The sequence below is a fragment of the Saccharopolyspora indica genome (assembly GCF_027853965.1).
Taxonomy (GTDB): Bacteria; Actinomycetota; Actinomycetes; order Mycobacteriales; family Pseudonocardiaceae; genus Saccharopolyspora; species Saccharopolyspora indica.
In genome coordinates, this window is the sequence record NZ_JAQGLB010000030.1 from 22,686 (window position 1) to 42,594 (window position 19,909).

The 19,909-nt window shown below is 70.3% G+C and carries 17 protein-coding genes; all 17 read left to right on the forward strand.

Annotated features, from left to right (window positions below; all coding sequences use genetic code 11):
* Positions 1-15 precede the first annotated feature (15 nt).
* The 17 genes from OU416_RS37305 to OU416_RS37385 all read left to right on the forward strand — a co-directional run bounded on the left by OU416_RS37305 (position 16) and on the right by OU416_RS37385 (position 19,844).
* On the forward strand, positions 16-924 hold the full coding sequence (locus OU416_RS37305) for a LysR family transcriptional regulator (RefSeq protein ID WP_270931812.1): 909 nt from the start codon (positions 16-18) through the stop codon (positions 922-924).
* A gap of 232 nt (positions 925-1,156) precedes the next feature.
* Positions 1,157-2,455, forward strand: a complete 1,299-nt coding sequence (locus OU416_RS37310; RefSeq protein WP_270931813.1) for a geranylgeranyl reductase family protein — start codon at positions 1,157-1,159, stop codon at positions 2,453-2,455.
* 184 nt (positions 2,456-2,639) lie between these two features.
* Positions 2,640-3,005, forward strand: a complete 366-nt coding sequence (locus OU416_RS37315) for an NADH-quinone oxidoreductase subunit A (RefSeq protein WP_093155338.1) — start codon at positions 2,640-2,642, stop codon at positions 3,003-3,005.
* 51 nt (positions 3,006-3,056) lie between these two features.
* Positions 3,057-3,731, forward strand: coding sequence for a NuoB/complex I 20 kDa subunit family protein (locus OU416_RS37320; protein ID WP_270931814.1), 675 nt, complete (start codon positions 3,057-3,059; stop codon positions 3,729-3,731).
* A gap of 6 nt (positions 3,732-3,737) precedes the next feature.
* On the forward strand, positions 3,738-4,454 hold the full coding sequence (locus OU416_RS37325) for an NADH-quinone oxidoreductase subunit C (RefSeq protein WP_270931815.1): 717 nt from the start codon (positions 3,738-3,740) through the stop codon (positions 4,452-4,454).
* 82 nt (positions 4,455-4,536) lie between these two features.
* A complete protein-coding gene (locus tag OU416_RS37330) occupies positions 4,537-5,880 on the forward strand; it encodes an NADH-quinone oxidoreductase subunit D (RefSeq protein WP_270931816.1) in 1,344 nt (447 codons plus the stop codon).
* Entirely contained in the window at positions 5,877-6,632 is a 756-nt protein-coding gene (gene nuoE / locus OU416_RS37335) for an NADH-quinone oxidoreductase subunit NuoE (protein WP_270931817.1), read from the forward strand. The genes OU416_RS37330 and nuoE overlap by 4 nt, the downstream gene beginning before the upstream one ends.
* Positions 6,633-6,639: 7 nt before the next feature.
* Positions 6,640-7,941, forward strand: coding sequence for an NADH-quinone oxidoreductase subunit NuoF (gene nuoF, locus OU416_RS37340; protein WP_270931818.1), 1,302 nt, complete (start codon positions 6,640-6,642; stop codon positions 7,939-7,941).
* Positions 7,938-10,472 (forward strand): NADH-quinone oxidoreductase subunit G, encoded by a 2,535-nt coding sequence (locus OU416_RS37345; protein WP_270931819.1) that lies wholly within the window; start codon positions 7,938-7,940, stop codon positions 10,470-10,472. The genes nuoF and OU416_RS37345 overlap by 4 nt, the downstream gene beginning before the upstream one ends.
* The gene (gene nuoH, locus OU416_RS37350; protein ID WP_270931820.1) at positions 10,469-11,767 is read left to right on the forward strand and encodes an NADH-quinone oxidoreductase subunit NuoH; all 1,299 of its coding nucleotides are present in this window, start codon (positions 10,469-10,471) and stop codon (positions 11,765-11,767) included. The genes OU416_RS37345 and nuoH overlap by 4 nt, the downstream gene beginning before the upstream one ends.
* The gene (gene nuoI / locus OU416_RS37355; RefSeq protein ID WP_270931821.1) at positions 11,754-12,308 is read left to right on the forward strand and encodes an NADH-quinone oxidoreductase subunit NuoI; all 555 of its coding nucleotides are present in this window, start codon (positions 11,754-11,756) and stop codon (positions 12,306-12,308) included. Before nuoH ends, nuoI begins: the two co-directional genes overlap by 14 nt.
* Positions 12,305-13,234 (forward strand): NADH-quinone oxidoreductase subunit J, encoded by a 930-nt coding sequence (locus OU416_RS37360; RefSeq protein WP_270931822.1) that lies wholly within the window; start codon positions 12,305-12,307, stop codon positions 13,232-13,234. Before nuoI ends, OU416_RS37360 begins: the two co-directional genes overlap by 4 nt.
* Positions 13,231-13,530 carry an NADH-quinone oxidoreductase subunit NuoK gene (nuoK, locus tag OU416_RS37365; RefSeq protein ID WP_093155324.1) on the forward strand — a complete coding sequence of 100 codons (300 nt, stop codon included), beginning with the start codon at positions 13,231-13,233 and terminating at the stop codon, positions 13,528-13,530. Before OU416_RS37360 ends, nuoK begins: the two co-directional genes overlap by 4 nt.
* An 83-nt stretch (positions 13,531-13,613) precedes the next feature.
* Complete coding sequence (gene nuoL / locus OU416_RS37370; RefSeq protein ID WP_270931872.1) at positions 13,614-15,554, forward strand: NADH-quinone oxidoreductase subunit L; 1,941 nt, start codon at positions 13,614-13,616, stop codon at positions 15,552-15,554.
* Positions 15,555-15,606: 52 nt separating this feature from the next.
* Positions 15,607-17,184 carry an NADH-quinone oxidoreductase subunit M gene (locus OU416_RS37375; protein ID WP_270931823.1) on the forward strand — a complete coding sequence of 526 codons (1,578 nt, stop codon included), beginning with the start codon at positions 15,607-15,609 and terminating at the stop codon, positions 17,182-17,184.
* A 50-nt stretch (positions 17,185-17,234) separates the two neighbouring features.
* A complete protein-coding gene (gene nuoN / locus OU416_RS37380) occupies positions 17,235-18,767 on the forward strand; it encodes an NADH-quinone oxidoreductase subunit NuoN (RefSeq protein ID WP_270931824.1) in 1,533 nt (510 codons plus the stop codon).
* Between the two features lie 48 nt (positions 18,768-18,815).
* Positions 18,816-19,844, forward strand: coding sequence for a polyprenyl synthetase family protein (locus tag OU416_RS37385; RefSeq protein WP_270931825.1), 1,029 nt, complete (start codon positions 18,816-18,818; stop codon positions 19,842-19,844).
* Positions 19,845-19,909: the final 65 nt, after the last annotated feature.

Sequence of the window (19,909 nt, forward strand, 5' to 3'; positions counted from 1 at the left end):
GGAATTATCGATCCGGTGGAACAACGCGAGATCGACTGCTTCCTGGTGCTGGCCGGTGAACTGCACTTCGGCCGGACCGCCGAGCGGCTGCACCTCTCCCAGGCGCGGGTCAGCCAGACCATCAAGAAGCTGGAGCGCCGCATCGGCGCACCGCTGTTCGAGCGCACCAGCCGCCGGGTCCGGCTGACGCCGCTGGGCGAGCAGCTGCTGGCCGACGTCGAGCCGTTGCAGCGGGCCATGCGGGACGCCTTCGACCGGGCCACCGCGTCGGCGCGCGGCATCGACGGCGTGCTGGACGTGGGCTTCCTCGGCTCCGGCGCCGGGATGCTCACCTCGGCGCTGCTGGACACCTTCCGCAGCAGGCACCCCGGCTGCGAGGTGCGGATGCGGGAGACCCAGTTCGCCGACCCGCTGGGACCGCTGCGCGCCGGGGACGTCGACGTGCTGCTCACCCGGCTGCCCGTCGAGGAACCGGACCTGACCGTCGGGCCCGTCGTCATCGCCGAGCCCCGGGTGCTGATGGTGCCCACCGGGCACCCCTTCGCGCGGCGCGAGTCCGCGGAGCTGGAGGACCTCGCGCGCGACACCGTGTTCGGCGTGGTCAGCAGCGCCCCGCAGTACTGGTGGGACTTCCACGTGCCACCGGAGACGCCGAGCGGGCGGCAGGTGCGGCGGGGCCAGTCGGTGTCGACCTTCCAGGAGCTGATCACGCTGGTCGCCGCCGGGCAGGGCATCACACCGGTCGCGGCCTCGGTGACCAGGTACTTCGCCCACCCGGGCGTCGCCTTCGTGCCGCTGCGCGACGCGCCGCCGACCGAGGTCGCGCTGGTCTGGCGCACCGCCGGGCTGAACTCCCGGGTGCGCGCTTTCGCCCAGGCCGCCGCCGACGCCGTCCGCGCCAACGGCGGCCCCGCCGCCTTCTGACGCTCGGGCCGGACCAGCTGCCGAAGTGGTCCGGCCGGGGTCGTCCGATCGGTCCAGAGCCGGGTTCTAGCTGGGGCGATGGTCACTCGGGTGGCCTAGCCGGAGGGGTCGATCGCGGCCTTTGCCCGGCATAAACTCGGAGTTAGTGAACTCGTTCACAAGCGGGTTCCCGGTGCGCCTCCGCCGGGAGGGGGTGGATCGCACCGCGCACTGCACTAGCTCAAGGAGTGTCATGACCAGCGCCACCAGCCGCCGTCGACCGGACGACGACGCGGAGGTGATCGTCGTCGGGGCCGGGCCGGCCGGATCGACGGCGGCGACGTACCTGGCCAGGGCCGGCCTGGACGTCCTGCTTCTGGAGAAGAGCGTCTTCCCGCGGGAGAAGGTCTGCGGCGACGGCATCACCCCGCGCGGCGTCAAGCAGCTCATCGACCTCGGCATCGACACCCGGGAGGAAGCGGGCTGGCTGCACAACCGCGGCCTGCGGGTGGTCGGTGGCGGGGTGGAGGTCGAGCTGGACTGGCCGAGCCTGGCCAGCTTCCCGCCGTACGGCGTGGTGCGGCCCCGCAACGACTTCGACGACCTGCTCGCCCGCAACGCGCAGCGGGCCGGTGCCCGGCTGGTCCAGCAGACCACGGTGACCGGCGCGGTCACCGACGAGCGGACCGGCCGGATCACCGGGGTGACCGCCAAGTCCGGCCCGGAGCGCACGCCGGTCACCTACCGGGCGCCGCTGGTGGTCGCCTGCGACGGGGTCTCCGCGCGGCTGGCGCTGTCGGTCGGCATCGAGAAGCGCGAGGACCGCCCGATGGGCGTGGCCGTGCGGCGCTACTACACCAGCCCGCGGACCAAGGACGACTTCCTGGAATCGCACCTGGAGCTGTGGGACCGCTCGGACCCGGCCAAGCCCACGCTGCTGCCGGGCTACGGCTGGATCTTCCCGATGGGCGACGGGACGGTGAACGTCGGGCTGGGCATCCTGTCCACCTCCAAGGCCTACGGCAAGACCGACTACCGGCAGCTGCTGCGCTCCTGGCTGGACGGCACGCCGGAGGAGTGGGGCTTCCGGGAGGAGAACGCGACCGGGCGGATCGGCGGCGCCGCGCTGCCGATGGGCTTCAACCGGACGCCGCACTACCGCAACGGGTTGCTGCTCGTCGGCGACGCGGGCGGGATGGTCAACCCGTTCAACGGCGAGGGCATCGCCTACGCGATGGAATCCGCCCGGCTGGCCGCCGAGTGCGTGGTGCACGCGCTGGCTCGCCCGGACGGGTTCTCCCGGGAGCAGGCGCTGCGCCGGTACCCGGTCGCGGTGCGGCAGGCGCTGGGCGGCTACTTCCGGATGGGCAACATCTTCAGCAAGTTGATTGGCAATCCGATGGTCATGCGCACCGCTACGAAGCATGGTCTACCGAGGACCGTGCTGATGCGTTTCGTGTTGAAACTGTTGGCAAATCTCTACGACGAGAAGGACGGGGACGTGATGGACCGTGTGATCAGCACCACTACTCGTCTCACCCCTAGCGCCTGATGGCGCGAGTCTGGTCAGATGTGCTCGCAAGTGTGCGAGACATCATAAAGTTAGGTTCGCCTCACTACGGAGACGACACACCCGACCGCATAGAGTGTGGCCCGACCTCTGAGACGTGACGTGCGTCTCGGCGGGGGCCGACGATGTGCCCCGCGGAAGCGGGGAAGATCCGGAGGGCAGGGGAATGCTCGATCCCTACATCCCGCTCGTGCTGTTGCTGGCGCTCGCGTTCGCGTTCGCGCTGTTCTCGGTCACGATCGCTCCGCTCGTCGGCCCCCGCCGCTACAACAAGGCGAAGCTCGACGCCTACGAGTGCGGCATCGAGCCCTCGCCGCAGCCGGTGATCGGCGGCGGCCGGATGCCGGTCTCGTACTACCTGACCGCGATGATGTTCATCCTCTTCGACATCGAGATGGTCTTTCTCTACCCGTACGCGGTGACCGCGGACGCGCTCGGGCTCTGGGGCGCGGGCGCCGTGGTGCTGTTCATCCTCACGTTCGGATTCGCCGACCTCTACGTGTGGCGGCGAGGTGGCTTCGACTGGAACTGACCGGGCGGTCACGGGCACGGTCAGCGTCGATTGTGGAAGGGAGAGCCGCGGATGGGAATTGAAGCGCAGTTGCCCAACGGCATCCTGTTGGCCAACGTGGAAAAGCTCGTCAACTGGACGCGGAAGACCTCGATGTGGCCCGCGACGTTCGGGCTGGCCTGCTGCGCCATCGAGATGATGACGGTCGGCGGTTCCCGCTACGACATCGCGCGGTTCGGCATGGAGCGGTTCTCCGCCACTCCCCGGCAGGCCGACCTGATGATCGTGGCCGGTCGCGTCACCAACAAGATGGCGCCGGTGCTGCGGCAGATCTACGACCAGATGCCGGAGCCGCGCTGGGTGCTGGCGATGGGCGTGTGCGCCTCCAGCGGCGGCATGTTCAACAACTACGCCGTGGTGCAGGGCGTGGACCACGTGGTGCCGGTGGACATGTACCTGCCGGGCTGCCCGCCGCGTCCGGAGATGCTCCTGGACGCGATCCTCAAGCTGCACGCCAAGATCATGGACGAGCCGATCAACGCCAAGCGCGCGCAGCTGAAGCTGGAGAGCGGCGAGCGCACCCCGATGATCCCGTCCTCCGAGCGGTACGCGCCGAAGAACGAGGCGCAGCGCCGACGCGTGGCGCGCAAGCAGGTCGCGCAGCGCCGCGAGTTGGGCTCCGATCCGTCGTTGGGGGCGTTCGCGGATTCACCGCAGCGGCCCCGCGAGCTCAAAGCGGGCAGGTGAGTTCGGTTGGCTGACAACGAATCCGAGCAGCGCTGGGCGGTCGAACCGGCCCGGCCGCAGTCCGGTCCGGTGGCCGGTCGCGCGCGGCAGGGCATGTTCGGCGTGCGCGGCACGGGAGACACCTCGGGCTACGGCGGGCTGCGCCTGCCCGCCTACGTGCCGCCCGCCGCGGAACGCCCGTACGGCGGCTGGTTCGACGAGGTGGCCGATGCGCTGCTGGCGGCGCTGGGCGAGCGCGGGCTGCCCGCCGACACCGTGCAGCAGGTGACGGTCGACCGCGGTGAGATCACCTTCTACGTGCGCACCGACCAGCTGCTGGAGGTCTGCCGCGCGCTGCGCGACGACCCGGCGCTGCGCTTCGAGCTGTGCAGCTCGGTGTCCGGCGTGGACTACGGGCCGGAGGTGCCGCAGCGGCTGCACTCGGTCTGCCACCTGACGTCGATGACCTACCGGCGCCGGATCCGCGTCGAGGTCGCGGTGGACGTCGAGGACCCGCACGTGCCGTCGGTGGTCGAGGTGTACCCGACCGCGGACTTCCAGGAGCGCGAGACCTGGGACATGTTCGGGATCGTCTACGACGGCCACCCGGCGCTCACCAGGATCCTGATGCCGGACGACTGGGACGGCCACCCGCAGCGCAAGGACTACCCGCTGGGCGGCATCCCGGTCGAGTACAAGGGCGCCGAGATCCCGCCACCGGATCAGCGCAGGGCGTACTCATGACGGCCAGCATACGCGAAATTCCCGTTATTTCACCGGAAAACGCGTTCCCGGAGGGTGGCGGCACCGGGGAGAGGTGTTGGAGATGAGTACCGAATCACTGGCCGGCACCGGCTTCGGCGACCCCGAAGCGGCCGAGTCGCGGGAGACCACCGAGGGCCGGGTCTACACCGTCACCGGTGGCGACTGGGACGAGTTCATCGACGAGACCGCCGGTGAGGAGCGGGTCGTCATCAACCTCGGCCCGCAGCACCCGTCGACGCACGGCGTGCTCCGGCTGGTGCTGGAGCTCGAGGGCGAGACCGTCACCAAGGCCCGCTCGGTGATCGGTTACCTGCACACCGGCATCGAGAAGAACACCGAGTACCGCACCTGGACCCAGGGCGTCACCTTCGTGACGCGGATGGACTACCTGGCGCCGCTGCACAACGAGGCCGCCTACTGCCTCGGGGTGGAGAAGCTGCTCGGCATCGAGGCGCCGCCGCGGGCCCAGACGTTCCGCGTGATGCTCATGGAGCTCAACCGGATCTCCTCGCACCTGGTGTTCCTGGCGACCGGTGCGATGGAGCTCGGCGCCACCACCGGCATGACCTTCGGCTTCCGCGAGCGCGAGGAAGTCCTGCACCTGCTGGAGTTCCTGACCGGGCTGCGGATGAACCACGCGTTCATCCGGCCGGGCGGCACCGCGCAGGACCTGCCGGAGGGCTGGCAGGAGAAGGTGAAGTCGTTCATCAAGGTGATGGACTCCCGGCTGCCCTCCTACGACAAGCTGTTCACCGGCCAGCCGATCTGGAAGCAGCGCCTCAAGGACGTCGGCTACCTGCCGCTGGACGGCGCCATGCAGCTGGGCATCACCGGCCCGCTGCTGCGCTCCGCCGGCCTGGCCTGGGACCTGCGCAAGATCGAGCCGTACTGCGGTTACCAGGACTACGAGTTCGAGGTGCCGACCAGCACCGACGCCGACTGCTACGCCCGGTACCTGCTGCGGCTGGAGGAGATCCACCAGTCGCTGAAGATCATCCGGCAGTGCGTGGACAAGATGGAACCCGGCTCGCACATGGTCTCCGACGCCAAGATCGCCTGGCCGTCGAAGCTGAGCATCGGGCCGGACGGCATGGGCAACTCGCTGGAGCACGTCCGCAAGATCATGGGTCAGTCGATGGAATCGCTGATCCACCACTTCAAGCTGGTGACCGAGGGCTTCGACGTGCCGCCGGGGCAGGTGTACTCGCCGGTCGAGTCGCCGCGCGGCGAGCTGGGCGTGCACCTGGTCTCCGACGGCGGCACCCGGCCGATGCGGGTGCACGTCCGGGAACCCAGCTTCGTGAACCTGCAGGCGATGCCCGCGATGTGCGAAGGCGGACTGGTGGCCGACGTGATCGCGGCGGTCGCCTCCATCGACCCGGTGATGGGCGGGGTGGATCGATGACCGAGCAGTTCCAGTTCACCACCACCGACGACGCGGCGGACGCCGCCGACACGTCGGTGTTCGACGAGCAGACGCGCTCCGAGGCGCAGCAGATCATCGCGCGCTACCCGGAGCCCCGGTCGGCGCTGCTGCCGATGCTGCACCTCGTGCAGTCGGTGCAGGGGCACGTCAGCCCGGCGGGGATCCAGTTCTGCGCCGACCAGCTGGCGCTGACCACCGCCGAGGTCAGCGCGGTCGCCACCTTCTACACCATGTACAAGCGCAAGCCGTGCGGGCAGCACCTGGTGAGCGTGTGCACCAACACGCTGTGCGCGGTGCTGGGCGGCGACGCGATCTACAAGACGCTCGGCGAGCACCTGGGCGTCGGGCACGACGAGACCGCGGGCACTCCCGGCGAGGAGGGCTCGATCACCCTCGAGCACGCCGAGTGCCTGGCGGCCTGCGACCTGGGCCCGGTGCTGCAGGTGAACTACGAGTACTTCGACAACCAGACGCCGGAGCAGGCGCTGGAACTGGTGAAGTCGTTGCAGCGCGGGGAGAAACCGGCCCCGACGCGCGGTCCGGAGCTGTCCGACTTCCGCGGTGCGGAGCGCCAGCTGGCCGGCTTCTTCGACGACCTGGAGTCCACTGTGGCCGGTCCGTCGGCGGCGGTCGAGACGCTGCGCGGCGCGCAGCTGGCCCACGAGCGCGGCTGGACCGCGCCCAGCATGCCCGACGACGTGGAACTGCCGCCGGTGCCGGAGAAGAAGTGAGGGTGCAATGACGCGACCAAGCATCAGCCCGGTGACGCCGGTCCTGACCAAGCGGTGGCTCTCGCCGAACTCCTGGACCCTGCGCACCTACGAGCAGCTGGAGGGCTACACCGCGCTGCGCAAGGCGCTGGCGGGCACGCCCGACCAGCTCGTCGAACTGGTCAAGTCGGCGGGCCTGCGCGGCCGCGGCGGCGCCGGGTTCCCGGCGGGCGTGAAGTGGAGCTTCATGCCCAAGGAACCCACCAAGCCGCACTACCTGGTGATCAACGCCGACGAGGGCGAACCGGGCACCTGCAAGGACATCCCGCTGATGATGGCCGATCCGCACTCGCTGATCGAGGGCTGCGTCATCGCCAGCTACGCGATGCGCGCCAACCACTGCATGATCTACGTGCGCGGTGAGGCGCTGCACCCGATCCGGCGGCTGAACAACGCGGTGCGCGAGGCCTACCAGGCCGGTTACCTGGGCAAGGACATCCTGGGCTCCGGGTTCGACCTGGACATCGTGGTGCACGCGGGCGCGGGCGCCTACATCTGCGGCGAGGAGACCGCGCTGCTGGACTCGCTGGAGGGCAAGCGCGGGCAGCCGCGGCTCAAGCCGCCGTTCCCGGCCGCCGCGGGCCTCTACGCCTGCCCGACCACGGTGAACAACGTCGAGACGATCGCCACCGTGCCCTACATCGTCAACGGCGGTTCCGACTGGTTCCGCACCATGGGCGGCGAGAAGTCGCCGGGCCCGAAGATCTACTCGATCTCCGGGCACGTGGAGAAGCCGGGCCAGTACGAGGCCCCGCTGGGCACCACGCTGCGGGAGCTGCTGGAGCTGGCGGGTGGCATGAAGGACGGCATCCCGCTGAAGTTCTGGACGCCGGGCGGCTCGTCGACGCCGATGTTCACCGCCGAGCACCTGGACGTGCCGCTGGACTTCGAGGGCGCGGCCGAGGCCGGTTCGATGCTGGGCACCACCGCGGTGATGGTGTTCAACGAGACGGTGTCGGTGCCGTGGGCCGTGATGAAGTGGACGCAGTTCTACGAGCACGAGTCCTGCGGCAAGTGCACGCCCTGCCGCGAAGGCACCTACTGGCTGGCCCAGGTGCTGGAGCGGATGGTCGAAGGGCACGGCACCCAGGAGGACATCGACACCCTCCTGGACATCTGCGACAACATCTTCGGCCGCTCGTTCTGCGCGCTCGGCGACGGTGCGGTGAGCCCGATCGTCAGCGGCATCAAGTACTTCCGCGAGGAGTTCCTCGCGCTGTGTGAGACGAACAAGACCGGCGAGCCGGAACTGGTAGGAGCGGCCCGATGACGGTGGCACCAAGCCAAAAAGACGACGCTGGAGAAGCCCGTCCGCTGCCTCCCGGCTACGTCCGCCTGACCATCGACGGGATCGAGGTCGAGGCGCCCAAGGGCGAGCTGCTGATCCGCACCGCGGAGCGGATGGGCATCACCATCCCGCGCTTCTGCGACCACCCGCTGCTGGACCCCGCCGGGGCCTGCAGGCAGTGCCTGGTCGAGGTCGAGATGGGCGGCAGGCCGATGCCGAAGCCGCAGGCGTCCTGCACGATGACCGTCGCCGACGGCATGGTGGTCAAGACGCAGCAGACCTCGCCGGTGGCGGACAAGGCTCAGCAGGGCGTGATGGAGCTGCTGCTGATCAACCACCCGCTGGACTGCCCGATCTGCGACAAGGGCGGCGAGTGCCCGCTGCAGAACCAGGCGCTCAAGCACGGCCGGGCCGAATCCCGCTTCCGGGACACCAAGCGGACCTTCGCCAAGCCGGTGCCGATCTCCTCGCAGGTGCTGCTGGACCGCGAGCGCTGCGTGCTGTGCCAGCGCTGCACCCGGTTCTCCAAGCAGATCGCCGGTGACCCGTTCATCGAACTGCTGGAGCGCGGCGCGCTGCAGCAGATCGGCACCGGCGAGCAGCAGCCGTTCCAGAGCTACTTCTCCGGCAACACCATCCAGATCTGCCCGGTCGGCGCGCTCACCAGCGCCGCCTACCGGTTCCGGTCCCGGCCGTTCGACCTGGTGTCCACGCCGGGCCAGTGCGAGCACTGCGCATCGGGCTGCGAGATCCGCAACGACTGGCGGCGCGGCAAGGTGACGCGGCGGCTGGCCGGGGACGACCCGGAGGTCAACGAGGAGTGGATCTGCGACAAGGGCCGGTTCGCGTTCCGCTACGCCACCGCCGGTGACCGCATCACCCGCCCGCTGGTCCGGGAGAACGGCGAGCTCCGCGAGGCGTCCTGGACCGAGGCGCTGCAAGCCGCGGCGAAGGGCCTCGCCGAGGCGCGCGACGCGGGCGGGGTCGGCGTGCTGCCGGGCGGTCGGCTGACCGTCGAGGACGCCTACTCGTACTCGAAGTTCGCGCGGATCGCCCTGCGCACCAACGACATCGACTTCCGCGCGCGGCCGCACTCCGACGAGGAGCTGCGGTTCCTGGAGTCCGCGGTGGTGGGGACGACACCGGGGACCGGGGTCACCTACCGGGACCTGGAGTCCGCGCCCGCGGTGCTGTGCGTGACCTTCGAACCGGAGGAGGAATCGCCGATCGTCTTCCTGCGGCTGCGCAAGGCGGCCCGCCAGGGGAAGACGAAGGTGTTCCACCTCGGCCCGCGCACCTCGCCGGGCGTGGAGAAGACCACGGTCATCGTGCACAACGGCGGCCCGGTCAGCACCGGCGAGCTGGTGCCCTGCACGCCGGGCGGTGAAGCCGCCGCGCTGCGGTCGCTGCCGTCCGACGTGGAGGAATCGCTCCGGCAGCCGGGCGCGGTGCTGGTCGTCGGCGAACGCGCGGCGGAGGTCCCCGGGCTGTACTCGGAGATCCTGCGCGCCGCGCAGCGCACCGGCGCCCGGGTCGCCTGGATCCCCCGCCGGGCGGGGGAGCGCGGTGCGATCGAGGCCGGTGCGCTGCCGACGCTGCTGCCCGGTGGCCGGCCGGTCGCCGACGCCGCGGCCCGCGCCGAGATCGAGCAGACCTGGGGCGTGGGCTCCGGCGCGCTGCCCGCGACCGCCGGCCGCGACCTCACCGGAATCCTCGCCGCGACCGCGGCCGGGGAGCTCTCCGGCCTGGTCGTCGGCGGTGTCGACCCGAACGACCTGCCCGATCCGGCGCTCGCCGAGCGGGCCCTGCGCCGGGCGGGCTTCGTGGTCAGCCTGGAACTGCGGGCGAGCGCGGTCACCGAGCACGCCGACGTGGTGCTGCCCATCGCCCCGAGCGTGGAGAAGTCCGGCAGCTACCTGAACTGGGAAGGCCGCCGCCGCGAGTTCCGCACCACCATCGAGGGCACCGGGGCGCTGCCGGACTGCCGGGTCCTGGACACCCTCGCGGTGGAGATGGACGCCGACCTGTTCACCCAGACCCCGGCCGCCGCGGCCGCCGAGCTCGACCGCATCGGCCCGAACACCGGAGAGCGGCTGCCCGGCCCGGACGAACCGGCCGCCACCGCGCCGGTCCCGGGCCCGGGCCAGGCGGTGCTCGCGACCTGGCGGCAGCTGCTGGACAACGGCTCGATGCAGGACGAGGAGCCGAACCTGGCGGGCACCGCGCGCCGCACCGTCGCGGTGCTCTCGCCGCGCACCGCGCAGCGCATCGAACTCGGCCACGCGCAGCGCATCGAGGTGCGCACCGCCAAGGGCTCGATCGTGCTGCCGGTGGAGCTGGCCGAGATGCCCGACGACGTGGTCTGGCTGCCCACCGACTCCGGGACCTCGCGGGTGCACCGCGCGCTCGGCGCCGGGCACGGGGCGCTCGTCGACATCACCGCCACCACGCCGATGTCCCCCGCGGCCGGCAACGGCCACGGCACCACCCACCTCAACGGGGGGAGAGCATGACCACAACCGCGGAACTGCTCGCCGACGACCCGATCTGGCTGATCCTGCTGAAGGTCGTGGTGATCTTCGCCTTCCTGGTCGTCATGACGCTGCTGACGATCTGGGCGGAGCGCCGGGTGATCGGCCGGATGCAGAACCGGCCGGGCCCCAACCGGGCAGGCCCGTTCGGCATCCTGCAATCGCTGGCCGACGGTCTGAAACTGGCGTTCAAGGAGGACATCCGGCCGGTCCTGGCCGACAAGTGGGTGTACTTCCTGGCCCCGGTGATCTCGGCGACGCCCGCGCTGGTGGCGTTCTCGGTGATCCCGATCGGCCCCGAGGTCACCATCTTCGGCGAGCGGACCGCGCTGCAGCTGGTCGACCTGCCGGTCGGCCTGCTGGTGGTGCTGGCCTGCGCCTCCGTCGGCGTGTACGGCATCGTGCTGGCCGGCTGGGCCTCCGGGTCGCCGTACCCGCTGCTCGGCTCGCTGCGCTCGGCGGCGCAGGTGATCTCCTACGAGATCGCGATGGGCCTGTCGTTCGTCGCGGTGATCATGTACGCGGGCACGATGTCCACCGCGGGCATCGTCGAAGCCCAGGCGAACGGCTGGTTCTTCCTGCTGCTGCCGTTCAGCTTCGTGGTCTACGTGATCGCGATGGTCGGTGAGACCAACCGCGCCCCGTTCGACCTCCCGGAGGCCGAGTCGGAACTGGTCGGCGGCTTCCACACCGAGTACTCCTCGCTGAAGTTCGCGCTGTTCTTCCTCGCCGAGTACATCAACATGGTCACCGTCTCGGCGCTGGCGACCACGCTGTTCCTCGGCGGCTGGCACGCGCCGTGGCCGCTGTCGCTGATCGGCGACGGGGTGCTCAACACCGGCTGGTGGCCCGCGCTGTGGTTCCTCGGCAAGACGATCGCGTTCCTGTTCTTCTTCATCTGGCTGCGCGGCACCCTGCCCCGCCTGCGCTACGACCAGTTCATGAACCTGGGCTGGAAGATCCTGGTCCCGGCGAGCCTGGTGTGGATCATCGCCGTGGTGGTGATCCGCGCGGTGCGCAACGACGACGCGATCACCACCCAGCAGTTCCTCATCGGCGGCGGCGTGGTGATCGCGGTGCTGCTGGTGGCCACGTTCCTGATCCCGGACCGCCGTCCGGCCAAGGACACCGACGAAGTGCCGCTGGCGGGCAGCGGTTACCCGATTCCGCCGCTGGACCTGCAGGTCCCCGAGGCCCCGCCGCGCCCGGTGCGCACCGGTGCCGCGGGCGAGGTCGGGCGCGCGGAAGGCGAGGAGGCGCCTGATGGGAATGTTTGATCCGGTCAAGGGCTTCGGCGTCACCTTCTCGACGATGTTCAAGAAGGTCGTCACCGAGGAGTACCCGGAGGTCAAGAAGGTCCCGGCGCCCCGGTTCCACGGCCGCCACCAGCTCAACCGTCACCCGGACGGGCTGGAGAAGTGCGTGGGCTGCGAGCTGTGCGCCTGGGCGTGCCCGGCCGACGCGATCTTCGTGGAGGGCGGGGACAACACCGAGGAAGCGCGCTACTCGCCCGGTGAGCGCTACGGCAAGGACTACCAGATCAACTACCTGCGCTGCATCGGCTGCGGGTTGTGCATCGAGGCGTGCCCGACGCGCGCGCTGACGATGACCAACGAGTACGAGACCGCCGACGACAACCGCCAGGACCTGATCTACACCAAGGAAGACATGCTGGCGCCGCTGCTGGCGGGCATGGAGCAGCCGCCGCACCCGATGCGGCTCGGCGAGGACGAGCAGGACTACTACGTGCGCGGTCCTGAGCTCGCCCGCGGCGTGCCCGCTGAGGAGAAGTCCGGGCACGAGGAGGCCGGGAGATGACCCTCGCAACCGCGCAAGTGCTGGCCCAGGGCGCCGCCGTCGGCGCCGGTGAGACCGCGGCCTTCTGGGTCCTCGGCCCGCTGGCGCTGGTCGGCGCGCTGGGCATGGTGTTCGCGCGCAACGCGGTGCACTCCGCGCTGTTCCTGGTGCTGACGATGCTGTGCCTCGGCGTGCTCTACATGGCGCAGAGCGCGCAGTTCCTCGGGTTCACCCAGATCATCGTCTACACCGGCGCGATCATGATGCTGTTCCTGTTCGTGCTGATGATGGTCGGCCGCGACTCCTCGGACTCGGTGGTCGAAGTGCTGCGCGGGCAGCGGCTGTGGGCCGGGCTCGGCGGCATCGGCCTGGCCACGCTGCTGGTGACCGGGCTGGCGCGGGCGCTCACCGACGTCCCGGTCGCCGCCCCGCTGAACCCGTGGAACCCGCAGGGCGGTGGCGCGGGCGGCCTCGGCCGGCTGATCTTCACCGACTACCTGTTCCCGTTCGAGCTGACCTCGGCGCTGCTGATCACCGCCTGCATCGGCGCCATGGTGCTGGCCTACGGCGGCAAGGGCCGCGGCCCGAAGCTGACCCAGAAGGAGCGGGCCAACGCCCGCTTCCGCGGCGCCCGCCCGTCGCCGCTGCCCGGCCCCGGCGTGTACGCCACCACCAACTCGGTGGCCGTGCCCGCGCTGCTGCCGGACGGTTCGGTGGCGCCGGAATCGCTGTCCGAGCTGCTGGAGAACCTGCCCGCCGACCGGCTCGGCGACGAGCGCCGGGCGGTCGCGGGCGAGACGGCCGCACCCGACCCGCACGCGCTGACCGCCGGGCACCACGAGGAAGCACCCGAGGTGCCCGAGCAGACGCCGCACGTCAACGGCAACGGGTCGAACAACAACGGCCACGAGACCGAGCACGTCCCCTCCGAGGAGGTCCGGCAGTGACCCCCACCTACTACCTGCTGCTCTCGGCGCTGCTGTTCACCATCGGCGCGGTCGGGGTTCTGGTGCGGCGCAACGCCATCGTGGTGTTCATGTGCATCGAGCTGATGCTCAACGCGGTCAACCTGACCCTGGTGACCTTCGCCCGCATCGAGGGATCGGTGCACGGGCAGGTCATGGCCTTCTTCGTGATGGTGGTCGCGGCGGCCGAGGTGGTGGTCGGCCTGGCCATCATCATGTCGATCTTCCGGACGCGTCGCTCGGCCTCGGTCGATGACGCCAACCTGCTGAAGTACTGAGAGGGCGCGTGGTGACGGCAAACACGAATCCCGGGGCCTTCCTCGCCGGGACCAACCCGGACGTGACCAGCGCGGCCGGTGCCATCCAGGAGAACGCCTGGCTGCTGGTCGCTTTCCCCGCGCTGGGCGCGCTGGTCCTGCTCGTCGCCGGACGCCGGGCCAACGGCTGGGGCCACATCCTCGGCTGCGCCACGGTGATCGCGTCCTTCGTGTACGGCGTGCTGCTGTTCGGCTCCATCTCCGGGATGCCCGCGAGCGGTCAGGTGCGCGAGCTGCACCTGTTCTCCTGGATCCCGGTCAACGCCCTGCAGGTCGACTTCGGGCTCCGGCTGGACCCGCTGTCGATGGTGTTCCTGCTGCTGATCACCGGTGTCGGATCGCTGATCCACATCTACTCGATCGGCTACATGTCGCACGACCAGGAGGGCCGCACCGGCCGGGACAACACCGAGCGGCGCCGGTTCTTCGCCTACCTGAACCTGTTCGTCGCCGCGATGCTGGTCCTGGTGCTGGGCAACAGCTTCGTGACGCTGTACCTGGGCTGGGAGGGCGTCGGTCTCGCCTCCTACCTGCTGATCGGCTTCTGGCAGGGCCGCCCGTCGGCGGCCGCGGCGGCGACCAAGGCGTTCGTGATGAACCGGGTCGGCGACGTCGGCCTGGCGCTGGCCATCTTCCTGCTGTTCGCCGAGCTGGGCACCACGCAGTACACCGAGGTCTTCGCCCGCGCCGGTGAGCTCTCGCCGGGCGTGCTGCTGGCCATCACGCTGCTGCTGTTGCTGGGCGCCTGCGGCAAGTCCGGCCAGGTCCCGCTGCAGGCGTGGTTGCCGGACGCGATGGAGGGCCCGACGCCGGTCTCCGCGCTCATCCACGCCGCGACGATGGTCACCGCGGGCGTGTACCTGATCGCCCGCGCCAACCCGCTGTTCTCGCTCTCGCCGGGCGGGCAGCTCGCGGTCACCATCGTCGGCGCGGTCACGCTGCTGGTCGGGTGCGTCATCGGCTGCGCCTACGACGACATCAAGAAGGTCCTGGCGTACTCCACGGTCAGCCAGATCGGCTACATGATGCTGGCCGTCGGGCTCGGCCCGGCCGGGTACGCGCTGGGCATCATGCACCTGCTCACCCACGGCTTCTTCAAGGCCGGGCTGTTCCTCGGCGCCGGTTCGGTGATGCACGGCATGAACGACGAGGTCGACATGCGCAAGTTCGGCGGCCTCTACCGGTACATGCCGGTCACCTTCGCCACCTTCGGCCTCGGCTACCTGGCGCTGATCGGGTTCCCGTTCCTGTCCGGCTTCTACTCCAAGGACGCCATCATCGAGGCGGCGTTCGGCCAGGAGGGCTGGCGCGGCTGGGTGTTCGGCGGCGCGGCGCTGCTGGGCGCGGGCATCACCGCCTTCTACATGACCCGCCTGGTGCTCATGACGTTCTTCGGCGAGAAGCGCTGGCAGAACCTCAAGGCCGCCAACGGCAAGGACTTCCACCCGCACGAGTCGCCCGCGGTGATGACCGCGCCGATGATCGTGCTGGCCATCGGTTCGGTGGCGGCGGGCATGTTCTTCGCGGGCGGCGACCGGCTGGTCGGCTTCCTGACGCCGTCGCTGGGCGAGCTCCAGGAAGCCGGGCACAGCGCCATCCCGCACGCCGCGATCCCGGTGCTGACCGTGGCGATCTCCGCGCTCGGCGCGCTGGTCGCCTGGCTGGTGGTCGGGCGCAAGCCGGTGCCGGTGCAGCGCCCGGAGCGGGTGTCGCCGATCGTCCGGGCGGCCCGCGCCGACCTGGGCGGCAACGCGCTGAACAACGCCGTCGCGGTGAAGCCCGCGTTCGGCCTGGCGCGCGGACTGGTCACAGTGGACGACAAGGGTGTCGACGGCGCGGTCAACGGCATCGCCGGGCTGCTGGGCTTCACCTCCGGCCGGTTGCGCCGCTGGCAGACCGGCTTCGTCCGCTCCTACGCCCTGTCCATGCTCTTCGGCGGCATCGTGGTGATCGCCGCCCTGATGGCCGTGGGGATCCCGTCATGACCCGATCACACGTCCACTGCGGACTCAGTAGCGAGCTCCGGGAGGAGATCCGATGACCCTGCTCGTCGCACTGATCCTGCTGCCGATCGCCGGGTCGGTGGTGGTGGCGCTGCTGCGCGGCAACGCGCCGGCGGCGAAGTGGACCGCGCTCGGGTTCTCCCTGGTGGAGCTCGTGCTCGCGCTCGCCGCGTGGGCCGCCTACGACCCGGCCGGACCGCGGCTCCAGCTCACCAGCTCGGTGGCGTGGATCCCGGCGTTCGACATCCGGCTGTCCTTCGGCGTGGACGGCATCGCGCTGGTGATGATCGCGGTGATCGCGCTGCTCACCCCGCTGGTGCTCGGCTACAGCTGGGGCGAGCGGCTGCCGGAGGGGCGCTCGCACGGCGGGTTCTTCTCGCTGCTGCTGCTGGAGCAGGCGCTGACGGTGGCGGTGTTCGCCGCGACCGACCTGTTCCTGTTCTACGTGCTGTTCGAGATCATGCTGATCCCGATGTACTTCCTCATCGGCAGCTACGGCGGTGCGAAGCGCACCTACGCCGCGATGAAGTTCTTCCTGTACTCCTTCCTCGGCGGCCTGATCATGCTGGCCTCGGCGATCGGCGCCTACGTCTACGCCGCGGAGGTGACCGGCCGCGGCACCTTCGACTGGGCGACGCTGGTGCCGGTCCTGCGGGACGCGCCGGTGAGCGTCCAGGTGTGGCTGTTCCTCGGCTTCTTCGCCGCGTTCGCCATCAAGGCGCCGCTGGTCCCGTTCCACACCTGGCTGCCGGACGCCGCGCAGCAGGCGCCGATCGGCGTCGCGGTGATCGTGGTCGGCGTGCTGGACAAGGTCGGCACCTTCGGCTTCCTGCGCTACAGCCTGCCGCTGACGCCGGACGCCTCGCAGCTGCTCGCGCCGCTGGTGCTGGTGCTGGCGGTCGTCGGCGTGCTCTACGGCTCGTTCCAGGCGTTCGGGCAGACCGACTTCAAGCGGTTCATCGCCTACGTCTCGATCGCGCATTTCGGGTTCATCGCGCTGGGCATCTTCGCGTTCACCTCGCAGTCGCACGTCGGCGCGGTGTCGTACATGGTCAACCACAGCATCGCGACCGGGATGCTGATCCTGGTGATCGGCATGGTGATCTCCCGCGGCGGCTCCACCCGCATCGCCGACTACGGCGGCATGGCGAAGGTGACGCCGCTGCTGGCGGGCACGCTGCTGATCGCCGGGCTGAGCACCCTGTCGCTGCCGGGCACGAACTCGTTCATCAGCGAATTCCTCGTGCTCATCGGCTCTTTCGAGACCCGGCCGGTGTTCACCGTGCTGGCCACCATCGGCATGGTGCTGGCCGCGGTCTACGTGCTGTGGCTCTTCCAGCGCACCATGCAGGGCCCGCTGCGCGGCGACGCGCTGCTGGGCACCGCGGGCGGGCCGGGCGCGGTCACCGACCCGAACAAGCCGGGCGCGCACCGGCTCCGGGTCGCCGACCTCGGCGCCCGCGAGATCGCCGTGCTGACCCCGCTGATCGTGCTGGTGCTCGCGTTGGGCTTCTACCCGAAGCCGGTGCTGGACGTGATCAACCCGTCGGTCGCGGCAACCATGAGCGAGGTCGGCGTCACCGACCCCGTGACCTCGCAGGGAGGTAACTGACAGTGGGTGTCTTGACGAGGGACGCGGGTGCGCTGGCACAGGCGCAACCCGTGGAAATCCCACCGATCGACTACGCGGCGATCGCCCCGATCCTGATCATCCTCGGCGCGGCCTGCGTGGCGATCCTGGTCGAGGCGTTCCTGCCGCGGCACCAGCGCTGGCCGGTGCAGGTCGGGCTGAGCCTGGTGTCCATCGTGGTCGCCGGGATCGCGCTGGCGGTCTACGCGCGCTCGGGCGGCACCGGGGTGACGACGCTGTCGGACACCCTGGCGGTCGACCCGCCCACCCTGTTCCTGTGGGGCACCCTGCTCGCGCTCGGCCTGGCCGCGATCCTGCTGATCGCGGACCGCTCGGTGGAGCCGGGCGGCTCGTTCGTCTCCGAGGAGCGGCGCTCCGAAGGGCCGGGCACCATGAGCCGCGCCGCGGCCGCGGTGTCGGGCATGCGCACCGAGGTCTTCCCGCTCGCCCTGTTCTCGCTCGGCGGCATGCTGGTCTTCGTCGCGGCGAACGACCTGCTGACCATGTTCATCGCGCTGGAGACGCTGAGCCTCCCGCTGTACCTGATGTGCGGGCTGGCCAAGCGGCGCCGGCTGCTCTCGCAGGAAGCCGCGGTCAAGTACTTCCTGCTCGGCGCCTTCGCCTCGGCGTTCTTCCTGTACGGCCTGGCGCTGCTCTACGGCTACGCCGGTTCGGTGAAGCTGCAGGCCATCGCCGACGCCACCGCCGGATCGGACCGCTCGGACACGCTGCTGTTCGCCGGTCTCGGCCTGCTGCTGGTGGGTCTGCTGTTCAAGGCCTCGGTCGGCCCGTTCCACACCTGGACGCCGGACGTCTACCAGGGCGCTCCGACCGCGGTGACCGGGTTCATGGCCGCCTGCACCAAGGTCGCGGCCTTCGGCGCGATCCTGCGCGTGCTGCAGGTCGGCTTCGAGGCGTCGAGCTGGGAGTGGAAGGGCGTGCTGTGGGCCGTCGCGATCGCCTCGATGGTGATCGGCGTGGTGCTCGGCCTGACCCAGAGCGACATCAAGCGGATGGTCGCCTACTCCTCGGTGGCGCACGCCGGGTTCATGCTGGTCGGTTCGCTGGCGCTGACCGAGCGCGGCCTGTCCGGCACGCTGTTCTACCTGCTGGCCTACGGGTTCAGCACGATCGCGATCTTCGGCGTGATCAGCCTGGTGCGGCGCTCCGATGGTGAGGCAACTCACCTCTCCGACTGGGCGGGCCTGGCGAAGCGCTCGCCGCTGGTCGCCGGGGTGTTCGCCTTCCTGCTGTTCGCCCTCGCCGGCATCCCGCTGACGAGCGGATTCATCGGCAAGTTCGTGGTCTTCGAGGCGGCGCTGGCCGACGGGATGGCCCCGCTGGTGGTCGTCGCCCTGCTGGCCAGTGCGGTTGCCGCGTTCTTCTACCTCCGTGTCATCGTGCTGATGTACTTCCGGGAACCCGCCGCTGACGGCCCCACCGTCAGCGTGCCGGGTGCGTTCACGACAGCCGCGATCACGCTCGGTGTGGTCGTCACGCTGCTGCTGGGCGTGCTGCCGACGCTGGCGCTGGACTGGGCGAACGTCGGCGGCTTCGTGTCGTAGAGTGCACGCCGGTAGGGCGATCGTTGGGGGAGCGAAGGCGACGGTGACGTGAGCAGGCCAGCGGGAGACCCGATCAGCGAGCTGATCAAGGGCAGTGGGATCGGGATCGACATCACCGACGCGGCGTTGGCCGAGTCGGTGCAGCAGGGCATCGCTCGGGTGGAGCGGTTGCTGCACGACTCCGTGCAGAGCGACTTCGAGTTCGCCACCCGCACCTCGCTGCACCTGGTCGACGCGGGGGGCAAGCGGTTCCGGCCGCTGTTCACCCTGCTGGCCGCGCAGTTCGGCGATCCGGACGCCGAGGCGGTGATCACCTCGGCCGCGGTCGTGGAGATGATCCACCTGGCCACGCTCTACCACGACGACGTGATGGACGAGGCGACCATGCGGCGCGGCGCGACCAGCGCCAACGCCCGCTGGGACAACTCGATCGCCATCCTGACCGGCGACTTCCTGTTCGCCCAGGCGTCGGCGCTGATCGCCGACCTCGGCGCGGACGCGGTCCGCGACATGGCGCGCACCTTCGAGCTGCTGGTCACCGGGCAGATGCGGGAGACCGTCGGGGTCGGCCCCGATGAGGACGCCGTGGAGTTCTACCTGCGGGTGGTCTTCGAGAAGACCGGTTCGCTGATCGCCACCGCGGGCCGGTTCGGCGCGTGGTTCTCCGGCGCGGACCAGTCGATCGTCGAGTCGCTGGAGCGGATCGGCCGGCTCATCGGCATCGGGTTCCAGATCTCCGACGACATCATCGACATCGCCTCGCCCGCCGACGAGTCCGGCAAGACGCCGGGCACCGATCTCCGCGAGGGCGTGCGCACGCTGCCGATGCTGTACGCGCTGGCCGACCCGGAGACCGATCCCCGGCTGCGCGACCTGCTGTCCCGCGCGCTGTCCGACGACGCCGAGGTGCACGAAGCGCTGGAGCTGCTGCGCGCGTCGAACGGCTTGGAGCGCACTCGCGCGACCTTGGACGAATACGCCGCCGACGCCCGCAAGGAGCTCGCCTCGCTGCCGGACACCCCGGCCCGCGAGGCGCTGTCCGTGCTGGTCGACTACGTGGTGGCGCGGACCCGCTGAGCGGTGGCCGGATTGCGATCACGAGCCGATCACACCGCCTCGGCGCGGCGGTGCTCCGTGGTAGG